This is a genomic window from Paenibacillus sp. FSL H3-0321, from assembly GCF_038002865.1.
Lineage (GTDB): Bacteria > Bacillota > Bacilli > Paenibacillales > Paenibacillaceae > Paenibacillus_AQ.
Map to the genome: position 1 here is coordinate 3,829,484 of NZ_JBBODH010000001.1, position 15,039 is coordinate 3,844,522.

General features: G+C 50.7%; 15 protein-coding genes. 3 read left to right on the plus strand and 12 right to left on the minus strand.

Annotated elements, in window-relative coordinates; translation table 11 throughout:
• Positions 1-192: 192 nt before the first annotated feature.
• Positions 193-1,578, plus strand: coding sequence for an MATE family efflux transporter (locus MHI45_RS16875; protein WP_076110980.1), 1,386 nt, complete (start codon positions 193-195; stop codon positions 1,576-1,578).
• 130 nt (positions 1,579-1,708) lie between these two features.
• Positions 1,709-2,314: a class I SAM-dependent methyltransferase gene (locus tag MHI45_RS16880; protein WP_076110979.1), complete on the plus strand. Its 606-nt coding sequence runs from the start codon at positions 1,709-1,711 to the stop codon at positions 2,312-2,314.
• On the opposite strand, the gene MHI45_RS16885 is transcribed toward MHI45_RS16880, so the two are convergent.
• From MHI45_RS16885 to MHI45_RS16925, 9 genes are all read right to left on the minus strand, one after another.
• Positions 2,304-3,188, minus strand: coding sequence for a carbohydrate ABC transporter permease (locus tag MHI45_RS16885; RefSeq protein ID WP_076110978.1), 885 nt, complete (start codon positions 3,186-3,188; stop codon positions 2,304-2,306). The genes MHI45_RS16880 and MHI45_RS16885 overlap by 11 nt on opposite strands.
• Positions 3,189-3,223: 35 nt before the next feature.
• Positions 3,224-4,105, minus strand: coding sequence for a carbohydrate ABC transporter permease (locus MHI45_RS16890; RefSeq protein WP_038597799.1), 882 nt, complete (start codon positions 4,103-4,105; stop codon positions 3,224-3,226).
• 93 nt (positions 4,106-4,198) lie between these two features.
• A complete protein-coding gene (locus MHI45_RS16895; RefSeq protein WP_340896072.1) occupies positions 4,199-5,554 on the minus strand; it encodes an extracellular solute-binding protein in 1,356 nt (451 codons plus the stop codon).
• Between the two features lie 112 nt (positions 5,555-5,666).
• Entirely contained in the window at positions 5,667-6,467 is an 801-nt protein-coding gene (locus MHI45_RS16900) for a response regulator transcription factor (protein WP_340896070.1), read from the minus strand.
• Positions 6,427-8,157, minus strand: coding sequence for a sensor histidine kinase (locus MHI45_RS16905; RefSeq protein ID WP_445322204.1), 1,731 nt, complete (start codon positions 8,155-8,157; stop codon positions 6,427-6,429). Before MHI45_RS16905 ends, MHI45_RS16900 begins: the two co-directional genes overlap by 41 nt.
• Positions 8,158-8,409: 252 nt before the next feature.
• Entirely contained in the window at positions 8,410-8,640 is a 231-nt protein-coding gene (locus tag MHI45_RS16910) for a cold-shock protein (protein WP_076110972.1), read from the minus strand.
• Between the two features lie 120 nt (positions 8,641-8,760).
• Complete coding sequence (locus MHI45_RS16915; RefSeq protein WP_036722718.1) at positions 8,761-8,961, minus strand: cold-shock protein; 201 nt, start codon at positions 8,959-8,961, stop codon at positions 8,761-8,763.
• 263 nt (positions 8,962-9,224) lie between these two features.
• Complete coding sequence (locus tag MHI45_RS16920; protein WP_038597807.1) at positions 9,225-9,503, minus strand: hypothetical protein; 279 nt, start codon at positions 9,501-9,503, stop codon at positions 9,225-9,227.
• A gap of 75 nt (positions 9,504-9,578) precedes the next feature.
• Positions 9,579-10,292 (minus strand): HAD family hydrolase, encoded by a 714-nt coding sequence (locus tag MHI45_RS16925; RefSeq protein ID WP_341119229.1) that lies wholly within the window; start codon positions 10,290-10,292, stop codon positions 9,579-9,581.
• A gap of 266 nt (positions 10,293-10,558) precedes the next feature.
• On the opposite strand from MHI45_RS16925, the gene MHI45_RS16930 reads away from it, so the two are divergent.
• Positions 10,559-11,596, plus strand: coding sequence for a copper amine oxidase N-terminal domain-containing protein (locus tag MHI45_RS16930; RefSeq protein ID WP_341119230.1), 1,038 nt, complete (start codon positions 10,559-10,561; stop codon positions 11,594-11,596).
• 92 nt (positions 11,597-11,688) lie between these two features.
• On the opposite strand, the gene MHI45_RS16935 is transcribed toward MHI45_RS16930, so the two are convergent.
• From MHI45_RS16935 to MHI45_RS16945, 3 genes are all read right to left on the minus strand, one after another.
• The gene (locus MHI45_RS16935) at positions 11,689-13,263 is read right to left on the minus strand and encodes a sensor domain-containing diguanylate cyclase (RefSeq protein WP_340896065.1); all 1,575 of its coding nucleotides are present in this window, start codon (positions 13,261-13,263) and stop codon (positions 11,689-11,691) included.
• A 490-nt stretch (positions 13,264-13,753) separates the two neighbouring features.
• Complete coding sequence (locus MHI45_RS16940) at positions 13,754-14,002, minus strand: type B 50S ribosomal protein L31 (protein WP_038597814.1); 249 nt, start codon at positions 14,000-14,002, stop codon at positions 13,754-13,756.
• 225 nt (positions 14,003-14,227) lie between these two features.
• Positions 14,228-15,016 (minus strand): SDR family oxidoreductase, encoded by a 789-nt coding sequence (locus MHI45_RS16945; RefSeq protein ID WP_341119231.1) that lies wholly within the window; start codon positions 15,014-15,016, stop codon positions 14,228-14,230.
• Positions 15,017-15,039 lie beyond the last annotated feature (23 nt).

Genomic DNA, 15,039 nt, shown 5'->3' on the forward strand with positions numbered 1-15,039 from the left:
TGATGTAGTTACCTCGAGGATACTATTGTGCTGCGCAGAGGCTTAAATGATGCCAATTTTGAAAGAAAATCATCCAATTTTTCATTATTTTCGTAAAAATACTGCATTTTCATAAAAGCTGTGCTAACATACATTTTGTTTGGGACTAAAGCATTTACATTAGTACGGGCAATAATAATAAGAAGGTGTATTATGGAGCAAGCAAAACATCAAGAGTTCAACCTGATTAAGCTGACCTGGCCAATTTTCCTGGAGCTGTTCCTGTTCATGCTTATGGGCAGCGTCGATACGTTTATGATCAGTTCGGTATCGGACGATGCCGTATCCGGTGTGGGTGCAGCGAATCAGATTATAGCTATAGCTATTCTAGTACTCAGTGTAATCGGAAACGGCGCAGCCATCGTCGTCTCCCAATATCTCGGTTCGAAGAAACCGCAGGAAGCGGCTAATGTAACCGGAAATGCAATTACGCTCAATCTGGCCGTAGGCCTCATTCTAAGCGCGGTTCTGCTGCTGTTCGGCGGAAGCCTGCTGACTGCGTTGAATGTGCAGGGCGATATCCTCGTCTATGCCAGAATGTATATGAACATTGTCGGAGGCGGTATTTTTCTGCAGGCACTGCTTAACGCCCTGGCGACTACGATCCGCACGCACGGCTTCACGAAGCAGACGATGATGGTCTCCCTGCTCATGAATATCATTCATGTGGCCGGCAACTACATTCTGATCTTCGGACATTTTGGCTTGCCTGCAATGGGAGTGCAGGGTGCGGCCATTTCCACAGTGCTGAGCCGGCTGATCACGCTGGTACTGTTCTTCCTGCTGCTGTACCGGATCGTGGAGGTACGGGTCAAATGGACCTACTACATCCACCTCTCCAAAAAGTACGTGCTGCAGATTCTCAAAATCGGCATTCCGTCTGCTTTTGAATCCATTACCTATCAATCCTGCCAGCTGGTATTTACGCTGTATATTACGTACTTGGGCGCTGAAGCGATGGCCACGCGCCAATACGCGCTGAATATCTCGAGTTATATTTTCTTGTTCAGCGTCGCAGTATCCATGGGTACCTCGATCATTGTTGGACATTTGGTCGGTGCAAAACGTCCCGAGGAAGCCTATTCGCGGGTATTCTCCAGTGTGAAGTGGGCTCTGCTTGTCACCGTAATTATGGATGTCATTGTTATCGCCTTCCGTGTGCCGCTGTTCGGACTGTTCACCGACAATGAGAGCATTGTCCGGATGGGTGCCCAGGTCATCCTGCTCAGCTTCTTCCTGGAGACGGGACGCACCTGCAACCTGGTGATCATTAACTCTCTGCGGGCCTCGGGCGACGCTAAGTTCCCTGTTTATATGGGGCTGATCTCCATGGTCTGCATGAGTCTGCCGCTTGGCTATTTCCTGGTGTTCACGCTTGATCTCGGCCTGGCCGGGGTATGGCTGGCCACCGCTTTTGACGAATGGGTAAGAGCCGTGATTATGTATTTCCGCTGGAAGAGCAGAGCCTGGGAGAAACACGGGCTGATCCAGCATGATGCAGAGACACCGGTTAGCCCCTCCCCTTCTGCAGCACATTAAGTATTCCGCAAGATGAAACAGCTTATATCTTGAAGAAGGCGGTTCGCCAAGGTCTTTTCGACCTGACGAACCGCCTTTTTTCATTTATAATGGATTCCATAAAAATACATAACAGGAGACGAGGCCGCATATGACCACACATTCACCGAAAGAAAGTGAAATTGAACATTTCAATGCCCTGGCCGCCGGATGGAACAACAGCGAGGAATCCGTTGCACTGGCCCAGAAAGTTGTCCAAGCTCTGGGCATAAAAGCAGGGCAGAGCCTGCTGGACGTAGCTTCCGGCACCGGTGTCATACCCGCTGCGCTGCACAAGCTCAGCATCCGCCCAGGCCGCTACCTCGCCCTCGACATCTCCGGCGCGATGCTTGAAGCGCTGCGGGAAGGCTATCCTGAAGCAGAGACGCAGTGTGTTGATTTCGAAAATCCCTTCATTTGCGAATCCGGCTTTGATTATGTGCTGATCTATAACAGTATTCCCCATTTCGTAAATCTGGAGATGCTGTTCGTCAATGCGGAGCGCAGTCTGAATCCCGGCGGCACATTTATGATTGCCCATTCCAGGACCAGGCAGGGACTTAAAGAGCATCATGCGCGGATTGGCTACAGCAGCACGCGTGAACCGATTCCTCCGGATCAGGCTCTGATAGAGCTGGCTGTCCAGCATGGTTTTGACAGGATTACGATTGAGGATGAAGAATTATACTGCTTCTCCTGCACACGCGTCAGCCTTTAACAGAACCGGCGGCAATGCCCTCGACAATCCGTTCACTCATAATCAGGAACACCAGCAGAATCGGCAGAATGCTGATCATCAGCGTAGCACCGATCGCCCCCCAGTCTGTAGTATACTGGCCGATAAAATTCTGGACCCCGACAGTTAGCGTCTTGTATTTGTCGGAGCTGATGAATGTGTTGACGAAGATGAACTCGTTCCAGTTGTAGATCATATTGATAATGGCTGTTGTCGCCAGCACGGACGAAGTCATTGGCAGCACAATCTTGAAGAACATTCTGTTCACCGAGCAGCCGTCAATAATTGCCGCCTCCTCCACTTCCTTCGGCAGTGCATAGTAGAAGCCAAGCAGAATCATAATCGTTGTGGGCAGGTTGAACGCCACATACGACAGAATGATCGACAGCGGATTATCCGTTAAATGCAGCTTCAGAAACATACTGAACAGCGGAATCAATGTGGAATGGACAGGGATCATCAGCCCGACCATAAACAGGCCCAGCACCAGTGATCTGCCCTTCCAGATCATGCGGGTCACGGCAAAGGTGACGAAGCTGGCCAGCAACACCGTAAGCACCAGTGCAACCGCCGTGATCCAGACGCTGTTCAGAAAATACTGTCCTATATTTCCGTTGACCCATACATTTTCATAATTGCTCCAGTGCGGATGCGCCGGAATGGCGAATGGAGCCATGTTGAATACTTCCTGATTGTTCTTCAGCGAGAAGATGAGCAGCCAGACTAGCGGCAGCACCTGGATCACAGCTACGGCGGTAAGGGCGAGGTACATGACGCCATAACCGGTTCTGTGCAAGAGCGGTACCCCGCTGCGCTGCCGAATCGGCGGGTAGCCCGCAGCAGCTTGAGTTCTCATGATAGGCTCCTCCTTTCAAGGCGGGCAATATTTAATCACGAATACTGGATCGTATCTTTCGAAGCAGTCGCCTTACGGATCAGATAAGTGGCCACCAGACAGATGAGCAGCAGGAAGAACCCTACCGCGCTGCCATATCCGAAGTCAAAGCTGCGGAAGGCCTTGTGATACATATAAGATGCCATAACTTCACTTGCCCCGTTCGGACCCCCGTCAGTCATGACATAAATGAGATCAAAATATTTCAGCGACCCCACTACCGACAGTACCACCGTCACCTTAATCACCTCACTGATCAGCGGCAGCTTGATCCGGGTGGCGATCTGCCAAGGATTAGCCCCGTCTATCCGCGCAGCTTCCATCAGCGATTCGGGAATGTTCTTTAAGGCAGCATAATAAATCAGAATATAAAAACCGGCATATTGCCAAATAATCGGGATAAACAAAGCAATCAGCACAATGGAGGGCTCAGCCAGCCAGGACGGCGGATTGTCGACCCCGAGAGAAGTCAGCAGGCTGTTCAGCACACCATTGGTGGGATGATAGATCTTCATCCACAACTGCGCGATGGCTACGGAAGACAGCAGCATGGGGATCAGGTAGATTTTGCGCAGCAGGTTTGCGCCCTTGATTTTGCCGGATAAGACCAGAGCAATCCCTAGATAACCGATGAGGCTGATGCCCGAGAATAAAGCGAGCAGCAGGGAATGCAGTGCGCTTTGCCAGAAGGCGTTGTCCCGCACCAGCTCCTTATAATTGTCCAGTCCGATGAATACCATCTTGCCGATGCCGTCCCACTGGTTCAGTCCATAATAACCGGTCAGGACAATCGGAATATAAATAATGCCCATGATGAGCAGCAGGGAAGGCAGCACATACAGTGCGATCACCAGCTTGTTGGACATCACTTTCGCCATGGCACAATCCCTCCTTTTCTCACTGAAATACTCGTATTAAAAGGGGCGGAAGTCCCCGCAGCCAACCTGAGGCTTCCGCTCCACGCTCTATTGTTAATTGCCTTTCTCTACAGCCTCTTTATGTTTGGCGGCGAATTGTTCGGGGGTTACCGCCTTGCCGAACAGCGCCTGAATCATATCCAGGTGGACTTGTGCAGCACCCGGTTTCATTTGCACATCGGCAAACAGCGTGATGCTGCTGGCATTGTTCAGCTCATTCAGCAGGTCAACATACAGCTGAGGCAAATTGCTGTTTGCTGTATCAACCTTGGTAGCCGGGATTACACCGGCAGTGGTTACGGATTCCTCTCCCCACTTGGAGACAAAGTACTCCACAAACGCTTTGGCCTCTTCCTTCACCTTGGAGGACTCGGCTACGAACAGGCCGACACCGGGACCGCCCACCCAGCTGTTGATGTTGCCCTTGCCGCCATCAACGGTCGGGAATTTGAAGAAGCCTACCTTGTCCTTGAATTCCTGCGGAATATCAGGGTTTGTCGTAAAGTTCGGAAGCTCCCAGGTGCCCATCAGGTACATAGCCGCTTTTTCATTCATGAATTCGGACTTGCCTTCATCGTTGGACAAGCCGTTGAAGCCCTTGTTAAAGGCATTCATGTCAACCAGAGTCTGCACTTCGGCCGCCGCCTGAATGAGGCCCGGATCATCGAAGGAGCCTGTACCGTTCGTAGCTTTCTTCAGCGTGTCACTGCCGGCAATCCGGTCGGCCAGATACATATACCACAGTGAGCCGGTCCAGCGGTCTTTGTTGCCGAGGGCAATCGGTGCCACTCCATTATCGGATAGCGTTTTCACAACTTGCTTGAATTCCTCGTAGGTGGCCGGTACTTGCAGATTATGTTTGGCGAAGATGTCTTTGTTGTAGTAAATCGGTGAAATGTTCAGCTCAATCGGCAGCGCGTAGGTTTTGCCGTCCACTGCATAAGCCTCCGTAGTCCCTGCGACGAATTTATCCTTCAGCTGTGCCCCGCCCAGGATATCATCCAGCGGAGCGAACAAGCCGCCTTTTACATATGGCTCCATGAAGCCTGCCGCCCATGTAATTCCGACATCGGGAAGCTCGTTGGAAGCGGACAGCACCTTGAGCTTATTCTTATACTGCTCGTTCTCAAGCACCTCCTGCTTGATAGTAACGTTCGGATGCTCCTTCTGGTATTCGTCTATAATCTGTCCGACCAGTTTATTCTGCTGCGCTGAGCTGCCCGCTGGCCATAAGTGCATCATATTAATCGTGACTTTCTGTGCAGGAGCATCGGTAGCCGCTTCTGTGTTCCCCGCTCCCGCCTCACTGCCACTTGCGGCGTTATTATTCTTCGTCCCGCCGCAGCCTGAGAGAATCAGCGCCAGCGTAAAAGTCAAAAGCAGGCCTCTAGTCAACTTGTTCCTTGGCATTGCTATAACCTCCATTTTTTCAGTTGTGCGGATTCTGTAACCGCTCTCAAACAAATTCTAACATTGCAACCGGAGGTTTATAAGATCACACTCATTGGCAAAACTTCCACTTTTATTGGATTTCCGTCTGCTTATCCCCCATCTGCTGGCGGTAGCGGCTTGGGCTTATGCCTTCAAGTGATTTGAATACCTTGATAAAATATTTGTCCGTGCGGTAGCCTACACGCTCGCCGATTTCGCCGATGGACATTCGCGTCTGCAGCAGCATTTCCTTGGCCCGCTGAACCCTCAGCCGCGACACATATTCGCTGAAGGGAACCCCCGTCTGTTCCTTGAACAGCACACTGAAGTAACTCGCGTTCAGGTGGATCAGCCCGGCCACCTCTGCCATACCTAGCTGCTCTTGCAGATGCTGCTCCACGTAGACAAGCGCTTCTTTCACCGGTTCTCCCATGCCGCTGCGCTCCGGATCCATCTCCAGCAGTTTGTGATCAACCAGCTTCTCCAGCTTCTCGCGCCGCTGCTCTTCCTCCTCACGCTTCAGGGCAGCTTCAACCACCTGCAGCAGTTCACCCTTGTCCAGCGGCTTGAGCAGATAATTGACTGCCCCCAGCTGCAGCGCCTGCTGTACATATTCAAATTCAGCATAGCCGGAAATGACGATCACCACCGGCTTACGCGTCTGCCCCTCCAGCGAGCGGATCAGATCCAGCCCGCTGACCTCCGGCATCCGAACATCGGTTATCAGCAGATGCACCCGCCCGCGCAGCAGCCGTTCACGGGCTTCAATCCCATTATCTGCGGTTTCCACGGTATATCTCCCTGCTGCCCATACTTCCAGCGTCTGCTTAATGCCCTGCCGGGTCCGCGGCTCATCGTCCACGACCAGAATCATTTTGTTGCCCAGGCTCATAGGTATATCCCCCATTGTTCGGTATTTCAAAGGTAATGGCCGTCCCTTGGGACGGTTTGCTGTCGATCATCATTCCTTGGAGATCCGCACTTTCCCGGCCATAGTAGAGCTTAAGCCGCCGCTGAACATTTACGAGGCCCACACCGTTTCCCTTGGAAGAGATGGAAGGACCGCCATCCAGCGAATTGTAGAGCGCCTGCAACGTGTCTGCATCCATTCCGGGACCATTATCGCTTACGGTTATTGTTGTCCAGCCCTGCCGGGGTGAAGGCTGGACAACAACGCTGACCAACCCGCTGCCGACACGGCTCTCGACTCCGTGCAGAATCGCATTTTCGGCAATCGGCTGGATCAGCAGCTTCGGCACCGGAACAGCCGCCGCCTGCGGAGCCAGCTCGACATTCCAGGTCAGACGTTCGCCCATCCGCATCTCCATAATCTGCAAATACCGCCGGACCTGTTCCATCTCTTCTCCAAGTGTTACCCATTCATCCATGTTCGGATTACCGATGATATAACGGAACAGCCGCGACATCACTACCACCAGACCGGCCAGCTCCTCTTCCCCCTTCTCCTCCAGCGACCAGTTGAACGCCTCCAAGGTGTTGAACAGAAAATGGGGATTGATTTGCGCCTGCAGCGCTTTGAGCTCTGTGCGGCTTTGCAGCACTTCTTTTTCATAAACTACCCGGATTAAGTCGTTCATATTGGCGATCATACCATTGTATGTGTTGTTCAGCTCACGAAGCTCCATCGTAGATACAGACTGGAAATTAGGGGTCAGCACCCCGAGCCGCGATTTGCGCATCGCCCGGATCAGATGCATGATCGGCCGCGTAATCATGGTAGACAGCACAAACGACATAATCAAAAACAGCACCGTTCCGAGCGCCCCGGAAACCAGCAGCACCGTCCGCAGCACAGAGATCCCCTTCGTCACATAACTCACAGGCGTAAGCACCAGCAGCGTCCAATTGGTCTTGTCCGAGCGTAGCTTGACCTGCACATATTCTTTGTCCTGGAAACTGACGGTCTGGTCCTTGCTGTGGAGCAGCGGCAGCAGATTACCCACCGGCGCTTCGCTGCTGCCCAGCAGCTGGCCGTCATCACTGACAAGCAGAATCGACTCACCGCCGTCGCTGCCCGAGAGCGGATCATTCAGCTGAAAGTAGCTCCGCTGGATCCGCGCCATGAGATAGCCGCCCCTTGAGAACCAGCGGTCCATCAGGCTGACCTGGCGGATCGCCAGCAGACTCTGGTCATCATTCGGATCGACGCCGATCCAGACCAGTCTGCCCTTTTGCACATTGGCTTCGCTAATATAGCTGCCGTTAATCCTTGTACTCAAGCTGCCGTCTTTAATCGGGAACAACAGCCGGTAATCGGCCGTATACAGCTCAAGGGAGCCGACGCTCGGCATGTAAGCCTGATAGCTGGATACAATTTTCAGCAGCGACTGCCGCTGGTTAAAGGACACTTTCTGGCCGTTCAGCTCTTCAAGCAGCAGCTGCTGGACCGTCGGATGATTGGCCACCTGCTCTGTGAGACTGTCTATCTGGCCGATCAGTGCGTCTAGTCTTCCGTTGGCCTGAACCGCAGTCTGCTGGATATGCCGCTCGGAATTATTTTTCAGCAGCGAAGAGACCCGGTCATACACAAATGCTCCCGAAACGACAATAATGATCAGCATCACAAGCAGAAATCCGATAAAGATTTGATTGCGCAGCGTATTCAGCTCTTTGAATCTTCCGTACACTTTGGCCCCTCCTTCCTGACAGCGCTTCCAGATCTATTCTCCAGAAGTGCTGCCGCTTGGTCAAGACCTATTGTCATTGGGGGCACTCCAAAACAACAAAAAACCCTTAAGCAAGTCCCGGATTCAAGGGAGCTTAAGGGTATCGACGTTAGAAGAAAACCGGTCAAATCAACCAGGAAGAGAAAACTACCTAATTGTAATTCCCTTCTTTATTTCCTTCATCTCATGATTCGTGTTGACAAGCATAGGCAGGATCTTCATGCTTCGGGTCATTGGTGAATTGCATTGCCAGCAGGTAGGCACATATTGAAAAGCGAAATTATCGCGCATCCAACCGGTGCAACCTTCTTTGGTGCAGGACCAAATGGCTGTGTCTTCCTGCGGAAGATCCTCCAGCGCTTTTTTACGAAAATACATAAGTACCCCTCCTTAGTTCGTATCCATACGATTCATTACCTTTTCAGGAACGTTAGGACAGGTATGCGTAATAAAAAAAGCTGCCCTCAACTTGTGTTAAGGACAGCTTTGATTTAGAAATTACAGTTTTACAACGTTTTCGGCTTGTGGTCCACGAGCGCCTTGAGTTACGTTGAACTCTACGCGTTGGCCTTCATCCAAAGATTTGAATCCTTCACCAGTGATTGCGGAGAAGTGTACGAATACGTCGCTTCCACCTTCAACCTCGATAAAACCGAAACCTTTGTCTGCGTTAAACCATTTCACTGTACCTGTTTGCATAATATTACCTCCAATATTTTATTTAACACATGTCCTTTTATTCCTACGTATTGTACGAACAAATAAAAATTCACACATTGGAAAAGGATTCATACGCACAAATGATAACCTTTTACAATATGTGAATTAAGGGTTAAATTTATGATTGACTTCATTGTAGCACATTAATTTATCGAAAGCAAAGAAAACGGCAAACTATTTTTGGGGCAGCTGCCCACGATTCAACCGGAGTGAACCATGAGCCGCTTCCAGCCGCAAGGTTTCTAATCAATATACCCTGCAAGCCCCTTGTCCATCAGATAGTCCATTTCTGCATCGAGAATATTCTCGACTGTCAGTTCGTCCAGCTTCACATCACGCTGGGCAGTGACATAATCAACCAGGTCATCGTTGTCTATATCAACTTCGCCTTTGCTGTTGGCTTTGGCATTGTTGATAAAGTTCTGCTCATGCTGCAGCACCAGTTTGATCAGCTTCGGATCAACCTTCGTTTGGGCGGACAGCACCTCCAACAATTCCTGCTCATTTACTTTATCGCTCATAATCGTTAGTCAGCTCCTCAGGCATTTATGCTCCATTATTGTAGCACAAGTCAACCTGCCGGCGCTTCGTTTCGGCTACAGGCTCCAACCGGGGATTTTGCGCAAATCTCCATCCCAGATCTGCACGGTGCTCTTCACCGGAACATCCCGGGGAGAAGATGCCGTCTGAATATAACAGGAGTCAATCCCTACTTCTGCAGCCCCGGCAATATCTGTACGCGGATCGTTGCCAATCATAATTGCTGAGCTTAAGTCCGCACCGTAGGTGTCCGTCAAATAGCGGTAAAACAACGGATCCGGCTTACTCACCCCCGCCTCCGAGGAGATAGCCACCCCATCAAACAAATGCAGAATGCCAAGCATAGTCAGTTCAGCCTCGACGAAGGTTTTCTGTCCGTTGGACAGCAGGAACACTTTTTTGCCGCCGGCTCTTAAGCTCTGGAGAATTTCTGCCACTCCGTCGTACAGGGAGATATGAATCATGGATAACGTCCGCACCCATCTCACCGTTTCATGCAGCCAATCCTCGTTCGGACTTCCGCCCAAATCACGTGCCACCACCCGGAAGACTTCCTCCATAACGAAATCGGGAAACTCACAGCTCTGTGCAGCAGCGGCAAGCTGGATGTCCCGCTCCGCCAGGAACCTTTCCTGCAGCTCTGTTCCCGTGATGTTCATACCGTGATAACTAAAGTGGAGCGCCAGCCGTTCCCATACCTCGGGACGTTCTTCATCGGTTTCAATATCAATCAGCGTACCGTACAGATCAAAAATATAGGTTTGATACATAAAAATGCCCCCTTATTTCGTTTGTGTCCGGCCCACCGCAGTTAGAATGCCGGATAGAATTCATATTTTCAGTTTACTATAACTATATAAATTGAACCAAGAATTCTTCTATTTTTCTATTTGGGATTGGTCGTGTCTACAGAGAATTCAATCTATATAGAGTACTTTTAGATTCAATTCATAAAAATTGCAACAAAAGCAAAATGATCACCGTTAAGAAGATGACGCACACCTGACACATTACTCAACTAAAGGAGACTACACACATGAACAAGTCACTGAAAACAAGCGTTGCCCTCTTAACATTGTCATTGGCCCTTACTGCAGGAGTCGTATCGGCCGCACCAGCCACAACCTCCATCAAAAACAACAAAATGCCACAGGCATCCGCCAGCACGGCGGCTAAAAATTTCACTATTAAAATCAACGGTTCAACCCTTTCTGATACCGGATTTCAGCCTTCCAGTGCCAAAGAACCCTTGATTCCCCTTCGCACCGTTGCTGCGGCGCTTGGGTTTACCGTCACATGGAATACAGATACCAGAGCCGTTGATCTGAATAAGGGCAACATCTTTACAACCGTGAAGAACGGTGAAGACCGCTATGCCATCAATAAAATGTATACAACACTCGGAACAGCACCACAGACGAAAGGGAACCAGCTGTATGTACCGGCTTCCTTTGTAAGCCAGGTGCTGCACCAAACCATCTCCGTGGAGGGAAAACAAATCGTGATTACTCCAGCCGTAGAACATCAGAATGAGAGCGGCGTCATCACCGCCCTTCGCAATGACGGTAAGTTCCAGTCTGTACAAATCAAAGGTACGGGCACCGCAGGTATTGTGCTCAATGTGGGTAAGGATACCGTTATCCAAATGGCTGACGGCACAAAGCTTGCATTTACCGATCTTCAGCTCGGCATGACTGTGGAAGCAGAGCATGCCATGTTCGCCACCCTGAGTCTGCCGCCGCAAACCCCTGCTTACAAGATCACTGTACAAGACTCGAAAAAGCAAGGCACTACGCTGGCGACGCAAGGTACTGTGGAAGAAGTGATCAAAGCCGAAGACGGCTCGCTCAGCATCCGGATTAAAGGCACTGCCCTTAGCGAGCAATCGCCAAGCGAGGTTGTGCTTCGTCTGGCTGAAGATACCGCACTTGTTAATGAAAGCGGCGAGGCTGTAGAGGCAAGCACACTGGTTCAAGGTGCCAAGGTTATCGGATTCTATAGCCCCTTAATGACCAAAAGCCTGCCGCCGATCGGCACAGCCCTGAAGGTCGTTGTAGAGACAGTCCAGGAATAATTGGGCAGAGCGACACAAAGATAATTTATACAGAAGACCACGCTGACTGCCTTTGCAGAAAGCGTGGTCTTCTGTATATTCCTTAAGAGACCTTATCCCTTAATTGCCTCTCTGATTATAGGCTTGCGGCCCAGCGTCACTCTATTCTTGCCGGCAGCCTTCGATAAATACAACGCCTCGTCAGCCTCACGGTATAAATCCTCAAAGGTGATATCGCTGTGCTCTGTAAATGCAATCCCGATGCTTACGGTGAGCTGGATACTGTGTCCGCCGTCCAGCTGGACAATATGCTCGCTCATTATGGCGCGGAAGTTCTCAGCTTCCGCCAGCGCTGCCCTCTCACTGCCGGTAAAAAAGCATACGGCAAACTCCTCACCGCCCACTCTGCCGGCAATGCCGTTATCCTTGTACACCGCAAGTATTTTACCGGAGAGATCGACCAGAGCCTGATCACCCGCTATGTGCCCGTATGTATCATTGATTAATTTGAAATCATCTATGTCGAACAGCAGCAGGGCCATCCCTGCCCCTTCGCGAATCGTGTACTTCTGCACCAGCCGCATGAAATGCCTGCGGTTGTACAGCCCGGTCAGATCATCAACCGTTGCCTGATAGAGCAGCTCCCGCTCGTACCGTTTCTTCTCACTGAGATCGCTGACCACAATAAGCATGCCGGAAGGCCCCGTCTCTCTGCGCCCTGAAGCAATTAGCGACACCCCGTAACAGACGTCCATGGTGCCGGGGGCCTCGACTTCGAACTGCCCTTCAACCCGTTGTCTGTAATAACTGGCGATGTCACCGTAATGCTCCAGCAAATGATGGATGCTCCGGCCTTCCCAGCTGCTTGCCTGCTCTCCAATCAAAGCCGATAACATGGTCTCCGCGACTTTATTGACGTCGATAATGCAGTCATAACGGTCCGTCAGCACGATGCCATCCTTCATATTCTCAAAGATCTTATTCTTGGCCAGCGGATATAGGGAAAGCCGAGGATCGCGGAACAAGGACAGGTACGCCGCCAGTACCGGAGGCAGATATGTAAATGCTGTAAAGCCTGTAACCGAAATTTTGAGGAGCGGGAGGAAGAAAACAGAAATTACCGGAATTATAAGTCCGGCCAGCAAGAGCAGATTCCTTTTAAAAAAATACTTAGGTGCATTCAGCAGAGATAGGGCCAGCAGATAGACGGCATATAAACCAAAGAGCTGGTCGTAGGCTATGAGGATCATACTCAGAACCGTCGGTTCAACCATTATTCCGCTTATCCCCGCTACAGTGGTTATGCCAACTTCACTGCGCATCAGGTGATGAGCGGAGTCCGTGAAAATCAGCACAACATCCAGCACAACCGGAACGCAAAAGAAGGCAAGCCGCCGGTCAAGCCCTTCCGAAGAACGCGACACATACTCTTTAATCGCCGCGTAAGTAAATATCGTGCTCAAAAACAACGGAGCCTGCTGAGCATTTTTCCAAAATAGCTTGGCCTGAAAAGAAAGGGAGAGGATTTCTCCGGCAGTAGCCGCGAAGATTGCGCTGACAAGCAACATTAAAATCCATAAATAGCGTCTTCCAGGTGTGTTACGGTGCTTGTATGAACTGACGCCCATGTAGAGACTTAGAACACTGCCCATTAGTAAATAATACGGATAACCCTGCATCCATGGCATGTCATATTTCTCCTAATTTTGAGATAGCTTTGCCTTATTATATCCTACTATTTCGCACAAATGAATCACTCCTTGAAAAAATTACTTTCTTTTCGGGATTGTGGAAACTGAATGTCCAATCGGCAAGTGTGCCGGTTACTGCAGAGGGCAGGCCAACATACAGGAAGACCCTACGGGCAGCCCGTAGAGTCTTCAAAAGGTGAGAAGCGAATTTTTAATTATGCCAGTTTCCAATTGCTAGGGTGCTGCTCCAGAAAACAATCGACGCAATCTCGATTTGGTCTTCCCTTTTAGATAGTACATGGGTTAATCAACTACCTTTCGGAATACACATTCACATGCCGTTCCATCCGTTAATTGATACCTTCCACTTCCCACCTGCTTATTATTACCCGCTCCCAGCGGCGGCAAAACAATAAATGACAAAAAAAAGAGATCCCGGTCCGCCATCTGCATGACTTCCGTAATCTCCCTGTTTGTCTGAAGAATGTTATTTCTTCTGTGCCAGACGCTGTTTGAACTTGTCCACGCGGCCGCCAGTTTCTGCATCTCTTTGTTTACCTGTATAGAACGGGTGCGATGCGGAACTTGCGTCCACACGAATCACCGGATACGTGTTGCCATCTTCCCATTCCATTGTTTCACCGGATGACTTGGTAGAAGCGCTCAGGAATTTAAAGCCTACGCTGGCATCCAGAAAGATAACCTGGTTGTATTTCGGGTGTATGCCTTCTCTCATTGCAATAACCTCCTTCCCGGGTAAATAATGCTCTATGGTAACATGAAGCCATCTCTAGGTCTATTTAAGCAAAGATACTTAGACGAAGGGAAATGCGTAATTTAAACGATCAAATTACGCCACTCCATCATACGCGATCCCGCCCCCGGAGTCAATCCTTTGTCCCATTTTTATTCCTATCCTCTTGCGGTAAATGGCATACTATTCCTTCAGTTTCTACGGATTCTACAGCGACTTTACCATGCCGCCGTCAACCAGAAGACATTGTCCGGTTATGTAGGTATTCGCGAAGGACCCCATGAATACGGCGGCCTTTGCGAACTCCTCCGGAGTGCCTGTTCTCCCAAGCGGAATCTGGCTAAGGGCCTCCTGCTGAACTTGCTCCAGCGGGACAGCCCGGGCTTCGGCGCGTTTGCCGTCAAGCTGCATGATCCGGTCTGTTCCGATGCGCCCAGGTGCAACTGAGTTAATCAGAATTCCCTCCGGGGCAAGCTCGGTCGCCAGGCTTTTGGTCAGTGCGTTCACACCGGCCCTGAACACATTGGACAAAATCAGCCCCTGGATCGGTTGTTTAATTGAAACGGAACTTATGCCAACGATACGTCCGCCACCCGCTGCGCGCAAATACGGCAGTGCTTCCCGGATCAGGCGCACCGTACTCATCAGCGTAAGCTCAAAGCCGCTGTTCCAGTCGGCATCCGCCATATCGGCAAACCCTCCACCTGGCGGTCCCCCGGCATTGGTGACCAGCACATCAAGGCCCCCAGCCTCCTCAGCCGCAGCCTGAACCGCCCGCCGGATATCCTCCGGGCTCGTCACATCCATTTCCAGTATGGCAACCTGCTGACCGGTCGCCTCCTCAATTTTGTCCCGGGCCGCAAGAAGCTGCTGGCGGTTTCGGCTGGAAATGGTCACCTTTGCTCCCTCTCGCGCAAATTCCAGAGCAGTTGCCAGTCCCAGTCCCTTGCTCGCCGCCGCCACAAATACCGATTTTCCGTTCAGACCCAAATCCATGCTTCTTCCTCCCTGCTATGTAG